At 40.0% G+C, this 6,829-nt stretch carries 4 protein-coding genes; all 4 read right to left on the bottom strand.

The genetic code is table 11. The annotated features are described in order from the left end of the window. On the bottom strand, window positions 1-1,148 hold a 1,148-nt coding region (locus tag Q0212_RS02900), incomplete at its 3' end, for an HlyD family type I secretion periplasmic adaptor subunit (protein WP_297921946.1). After that, window positions 1,148-2,806, bottom strand: coding sequence for a type I secretion system permease/ATPase (locus Q0212_RS02895; RefSeq protein ID WP_297921948.1), 1,659 nt, complete (start codon window positions 2,804-2,806; stop codon window positions 1,148-1,150). The genes Q0212_RS02900 and Q0212_RS02895, both read right to left, overlap by 1 nt. Before the next feature lie 10 nt (window positions 2,807-2,816). After that, on the bottom strand, window positions 2,817-4,286 hold the full coding sequence (locus tag Q0212_RS02890) for an Ig-like domain-containing protein (RefSeq protein WP_297921943.1): 1,470 nt from the start codon (window positions 4,284-4,286) through the stop codon (window positions 2,817-2,819). 12 nt (window positions 4,287-4,298) lie between these two features. After that, window positions 4,299-6,829: cadherin-like domain-containing protein (locus tag Q0212_RS02885; RefSeq protein ID WP_297921940.1), on the bottom strand; the 2,531-nt coding region annotated here is incomplete at its 5' end.

Here is a 6,829-nt window from a genome sequence, read left to right as displayed (position 1 = left end):
GGATTAATGACCAAACGTACCGCAAAATACGCAGGCGAATTATTAGTTGGCGTAATTTGGTCAGGCGAAATATAAACAACTTTGCCTTCAACCACTGGATTTAAGCTATCTAATGCCACTAAGCGAATATGAGCAATTTGTTGAAGTTGTACTTTTTCAATTAAATGCGGAGCAACTTTAGCATCAACCATCAATGTTTGTTGTGGTGGCACAATATCCATTAATACTTGCCCCGCATTAATCACCCCGCCTTGCGTGTGAATCATTTGACTAACCACCATACCTGTTGCTGGCGAGATAATTTGGGTGTGTTTTAATCGATCGGCTAAGCTTGCTTTTTGTTGTTCAAGCTCAGTTAAACGCTCTTGAACTTGGGTCATTTCTTGCTCAATATCTTGTTGATATTTGGCTTGCCTTAACAAAATTTGTTGCTGCAACTCACGAATATCCGCTTGTAATTGCACCATCATTAATTGGGCTTGTTGCTGTTCATCTTGTTTTTCGAGTTGCTCTCTTTGTAATTCTAACAAGCGTTCTTGTCCGTTATAACCTTGTTTAATCAGTGCTAAATGCGCGTCTATTTCTTTGGCTAACAATGCTACTTGTTGTTGCCGACTGTTAGTAATGGCTTGTTGACGTTGGATATCCAATTTTTTACTGGTTATTTGTTCAGTTAACACCTGTTTTTCTAGGGTAATGGTTTGTTGACGCGCGGTTAATAAAGCCGCTTGAGTGTTAAGATCATCTTCAACATGATTAGTTTTAGTTAATGAGACTCGTTGCTCTCGTTCGGCCAATAAACGTTGTAATCGTGCTTGATATTGGCCATAAGCTTGTTCGGCACGCTGCAAATCGGCACGAATTTGCGTATCATCTAACGCTAACAATAATTGTCCTTGTTGAACCTGATCGCCTTCTTTCACTAATAATTTTTTAACAATACCACCTTGCCAATGTTGCACCGCTTGCCGTTGTTGCTCAATGCCAATCACACCTTGTGCAGGTACACCCGAATCAATCGGCACTAAACTTGCCCACAACAATAAAGCGATCACAAACAATAACAACACATATCGTCCCCAACGATTGGCTTGTTGAGTATCGGCAAATTGTTGTAATTGTTGATTAACTGAAGGCGGCTGTGTCATTAACGCGCCCCACTTTGTAATTGACTCAACACCTTGTCTTTAGCACTAAAAAGCAATTGTTTACCATCTTGTAATAACAACATTTGGTCAACCACATTGAGTAAATGGGTACGATGAGAAATTACGATGACTGTTGTACCTTGTTGTTTTAAATCTACTAAAGTTTGTGCTAAAGCGGCATCACCTTGATCGTCTAAATTGGAGTTTGGCTCATCTAAAATCACTAATTTAGGTTGGCCAAACACCGCGCGTGCTAAGGCAATACGTTGGCGTTGGCCACCCGATAAATTAAGTCCACCTTCACCAATCACCGTTTGATAACCTTGGGGTAAACGCACAATCATGTCATGAACATGGGCTAATTGGGCAGCAGCAATAATTTGACTATCATCTACTTCTTGAAAACGGGCAATATTTTCGGCAATTGTGCCTTCAAATAATTCAATATCTTGTGGCAAATAGCCCATATATTTGCCTAATTTATCACGCGACCATTGGCGTAAATCGGCATTATCCAAACGTACTTCGCCTGATGTTGGTTGGACTATACCTAACAATAATCGTGCTAAGGAGGTTTTGCCAGACGCACTTGCGCCAACCACGGCCAAAATTTGTCCTGCATTTAGCTTAAAATTGATTTGTTGCAATACTGGCTCTTTGCGACCTTCTAACACTAAACTAAGATTTTCTACGCTAATATGACCCATTGGACTAGGTAAATCAAAATCTTGTTGCTGCTGTTGGTTGGCTTGCAATAACTGTTGCAAACGTTGATTGGCTTCCATGCCTTGCATAAATTGTTTCCATGAGGCAATCAGTTGTTCGACAGGGGCTAAAGCGCGGCCTAATAAAATAGAACCAGCAATCATCATACCTCCCGACATTTGTCCTTCTAACACTAAATATGCACCAACTCCTAAGACCAAAGATTGCAAAGTTAAACGGATATAACGGCCTACCGCACTAAGTTTAGCCATTTTATCGCTAGCTTGCATTTGCAATAATAAAGCTTGTTGATTGTGAGTTTGCCAACGTTTGCCAAGCACAGGAATCATGCCTAATGCAGAGATAATATCTATATTACGATGTTGTTTATTAAGCATAAATGCCGCTTGGCTGGCAATTTTACTCGATTCTTGTAACGGCTCTTTGCTGAGCTTTTCGGTAATAATAGCAATACATATTAACAGCACTATACCTAATACCGCCAACAAACCTAATGGCCATTCAAAGGCAAATAGTACACCTAAATACAAAGGTACCCACGGCAAATCTAATAAGGCTAATACAAATGAACCCGTCACTAATTGACGTACTGTGGCAAAATCTTGAACGACTTGTGCAGGAGACATTTGTCGGGCTAAAGGCGTAGGTGCAAAAGCGGCTGCATGAATTTTTTCACTTTCAGCTAAATCTATCGCAGCACTTAATCGAACTAATAAATTAGAACGTAACCACTCCAATAAGCCAATAATGCCATATATCACCAACACTAAACCTGTAATCGCCAATAAGGTAAAACGGTTTTGACTGGTTAATACTCGGTCATAGACGTGGAGCATATAAATAGAAGGTGCTAGCATGAGTACATTTAAAATCATGCTAAACACCACTAAGCTTAAGGCTATTTTTTTTAGCGGTTTAAAAACAGATAACAACGATTGCAATTTAATTTAACTTCACACTAACGGGTGTCGCACTTTGCTTATTTGTTGATCCATCACCTAATTGACCTAATTGGTTATCGCCCCAACATTTAACTGCTAAACTGGCATCAATGCCTTCAATGGTACAGGTATGAAAATCACCTGCCGCTAAGCGACGTTTGCCTGTAAAACTATTAATTTGAAAGGGTATTTTATCAAATATCGTATCACTCTGTGCTTGGGTAGTTTGTCCTGCTTGACGACTACCCCAACAAAATGTGCGATTGTCTGTTAATACTGCACAGCTATGCTCTTGACCTAATGCTAAATCGGCTACCGTACCTGTTAAACTAACGGCAACAGGTACACTGGAATCGGTTTGGCTGTTGTTGCCTAACTGACCTTTATTGTTGCTCCCCCAACAATACACATCGTTACTGCGTGCGGCACACGTATGATTAACACCAGTTTCTAATTGTTGAACTGTGCCTGATAAAGCCGTTATTAACACAGGCTGATAACGTGTCACTAAATCATTTTGGCCAAGTTGACCAAAATCATTATTGCCCCAGCAAAACACAGAGTCGTTTTGGCTAATGGCACAAATATGATTTTTACCTGCGACTAAGCGCTTAGCTTTTAAGTTTGTGCCAATAGTGACCGAAGTTGGTGAGATTTTACGGACAATTTTATTGTCGCCCAAACCTAATTCACCTTGGCTATTACTCCCCCAACATTGCACATTGCCTGTTTCTAATAAGGCACACGTACTTTGATAGCTCAAGGCTAATTGCGTCGCTTTGGCCGCTAACCCCGTCACAGCCGTTGCTTGTAAACGTGTGGTTTGTGTGCCGTCACCTAATTGGCCATTATTGTTGTCCCCCCAACAACTAACACTACCATTTTGTAAAATGGCACAGGCATGGTTATAGCCCATCACCACTTGTTTAGCAGTAGTCATATTAGCCACGGTCACAGGTGTATTTTTTAAGGTGCTGACTGTACCATCACCCAATTGACCAAAATCATTTCCCCCCCAACATTTAATATTGCCCGTAGTGGTGACTAGGCAGTTACTATCTTGGTGTGCGGTTAATGACTGTAAGGCCTTAATGGTGACTGTTGCATTGCCAGTCACTTTTTGATTTTGGTTATCTGTAATCACATAAGTAAACTTGGCATCACCCACAAAATCGGCTTTAGCAGTAAAACTATAATTGGTTTTACCTGCTGTTGTTGTTGAACTTAATGTACCTGCTTCGGGGTTAGTTAACACCAAATTGCTTAAGGTCAATACACCTGACTCTGGGTCTACATCATTAGCCAATACATCTATGCTAATTGTGCCGCCTTCTACCATATTTAAAAAATCATCAATTGCAACGGGTGGCTTATTAACCACTACATTATTACTGTCGCCTGTGCCTCCATCTCCACAAGCAACTAATAAACCACCACTTAATGCGACTGCTAGCCATAAACCCATACGCATGTTATTCGCTCCTTATAATAAAATATCTTTATCTTGTAACTCTAAAACACCAACCAATTTTATTTCAAAATCAGCTTTACCATCACCATTTAAGTCACCCTGTAGAACACGTTGGCTAAAACGCAATTCACCCGCACTATTATGGAAAGCCTGATCACCAATAAAATTAAAGGTTTGATTACCAGCAACTAAAACATTCGCATCAATTTTAGAAACATCAATTTTGTCGCCACGCGCGGCAGAGAAATCTAACACCTCTCCCAAACGTAATGCGCCATTTTGTAATTGTGAAAAACTAAAGGTATCTGCACCTTGTCCACCTATAAAAATGTCACGACCTAAGCCATCCTGTAGGGTGTCATCACCATTTTGACCATTTAATTCACTACCACCATTACCGCTTTGCATTTGGTTGTTACCATTATTGCCTTGACCAACAAGTCCAGATTGAAAACCACTAAATATTAATTTTTCAAATCCTTCAGGTAAGGTAAAGGAAATTGTCGTTTGTACCTGATCGTTACCTGATGTATCAGAGACAACATCACCTTCATTATCAACAATAAAGGTATCATCACCATCTCCACCTTCCATCGTGTCTGCACCATCACCACCATTGAGAGTGTCATTCCCAGCTTCACCAAAAATCGAATCGTTACCATTACCGCCATTTAAAATGTCATCACCTGCACCACCACGTAAGGTATCGTTGCCATCGAAGCCATTGATTGTATCGTTACCTGTACCACCTTGATGGGCTTCGTTTTGTACATAATCAACAGGCACAACAAACTGATTAGAATGCGCTACTTTTCCATCACTAATGGTAATTTGAATACTACGCTCAGTTGCCCCCTGCTCGGCTGTGGTACTTAGTGCTAAAGAATCTAAAACTTTTTGGTAGTTTGCTAAACTATCACTGCCTGTTACCACTAATTTACCTAAACTAGCGTTATAGCTAGCTTGCAAATTTGTGCCATCAACAATCACTGATAATAAGTCTTTTGGCGTAAATTGCTGCATACTCACTTCTAAACGAGTAAAGTTATCAGCATCAACATCCTCTAAAATTACACCAAAAGCTAAAGCAACTAAAACACTAGTAGCATCTTCACGAATTCGTGCAGTACTTGACGGATTTTTAATAGTAACGAATGGAGCATCGTTAACTGCTTTCATATTGAAATGGCTAGATGCCTCAATCACCCCACCCTTACTATCACTAATTTGATAACTAAACTGAATATCACCGTTGATATTTGCTTGCGGTTTAAAGACAAATATGCCGTTACCATTATTAATAAACGTACCTTGAGAACTTGTGAGATTTTGTACGACTAAATTGTCATTATCTACATCGTTAAAACCTTGTAATAACGATAATGTAGTTAACTGATAATCCGTGTCCTCTAAGCCGTCAGCCAATATAGCTGGCGTACTTACTAAACGTGGCGCATCATTAATTGACTTAACAGTTATCGTTTCTGTAATTGCCAAAACACCGCCTTGATTATCAATTACCTCATAAGTAATTGATGCCTGACCATTAAAGTCTTGTGCAGGTGTAAAAATAATTTGTTGGTTTTGATTTAGTGTAAAACTGCCTTGTCCCGAAGCTAAGCTGACATTACGAACAGTTAAATTATCTTTATCTAAATCCTGTACTCGCGATAAAACATCAATGACAACATCACCACTATCTTCATCTATTTCAAATGCAGAATTGTTGATTTGTGTAGGCGCACGATTGACATTACGCACATTTAAATCAAATTGTTGTGTCGTACTGAATACACCATCATTCGCTGTTAGTTTTAATGAAATCAAGCCTGCATCGTCAAACGAGGGTGCTAATGATATCGTTTTACTTGCTAGATCAAATGTTAACCATGTGGGTAGCGAGTTACCATTAGCCATTGTTAGGTTATAGGTTAATGTGTCGCCATCAACATCTATAAATGCATCATTAGGAACAACGTAAGATAATGTTTGCCCCTCATTAATACTAACAAATCCAATATTATTATTAATGACTGGTGCATCATTCACCGCATTGATCACAAAGCTATTGCTCGCTGAGGTTAAGCCATTGTTGCCATCACTCACTTGATAGCTTAACTGAACCGTGCCGTTGAAGTCTTTCGTTGGGTTAAAGCTATACGTGCCATTTTGATTATCCACAAGGCTGCCATTTGTCGCTTGTAGATTCACCACACTTAAAGTGCCACCATCCACATCACTAAAGCCTTGTAATAAATCACTGACCTGAATCGTGTACGACTGGTCTTCTGTGCCATTGGCTAAGACAACAGGCGTTGAGGGGGCAATCGGTGCGTCATTCACCGCATTGATCACAAAGCTATTGCTCGCTGATGTCAAACCATTGTTGCCATCACTCACTTGATAGCTTAACTGAACCGTACCGTTAAAGTCTTTGGTGGGGCTAAAGGTATAGCTGCCATTTTGATTATCCACAAGGCTGCCATTTGTCGCTTGTAGATTCACCACACTTAAAGTGCCACCATCCACATCACTAAAGCCTT

Origin of the sequence: uncultured Agitococcus sp. (genome assembly GCF_937920075.1) — a bacterium.
GTDB lineage: Bacteria > Pseudomonadota > Gammaproteobacteria > Pseudomonadales > Moraxellaceae > Agitococcus.
This window is presented reverse-complemented; position numbering and strand designations above follow the sequence as displayed.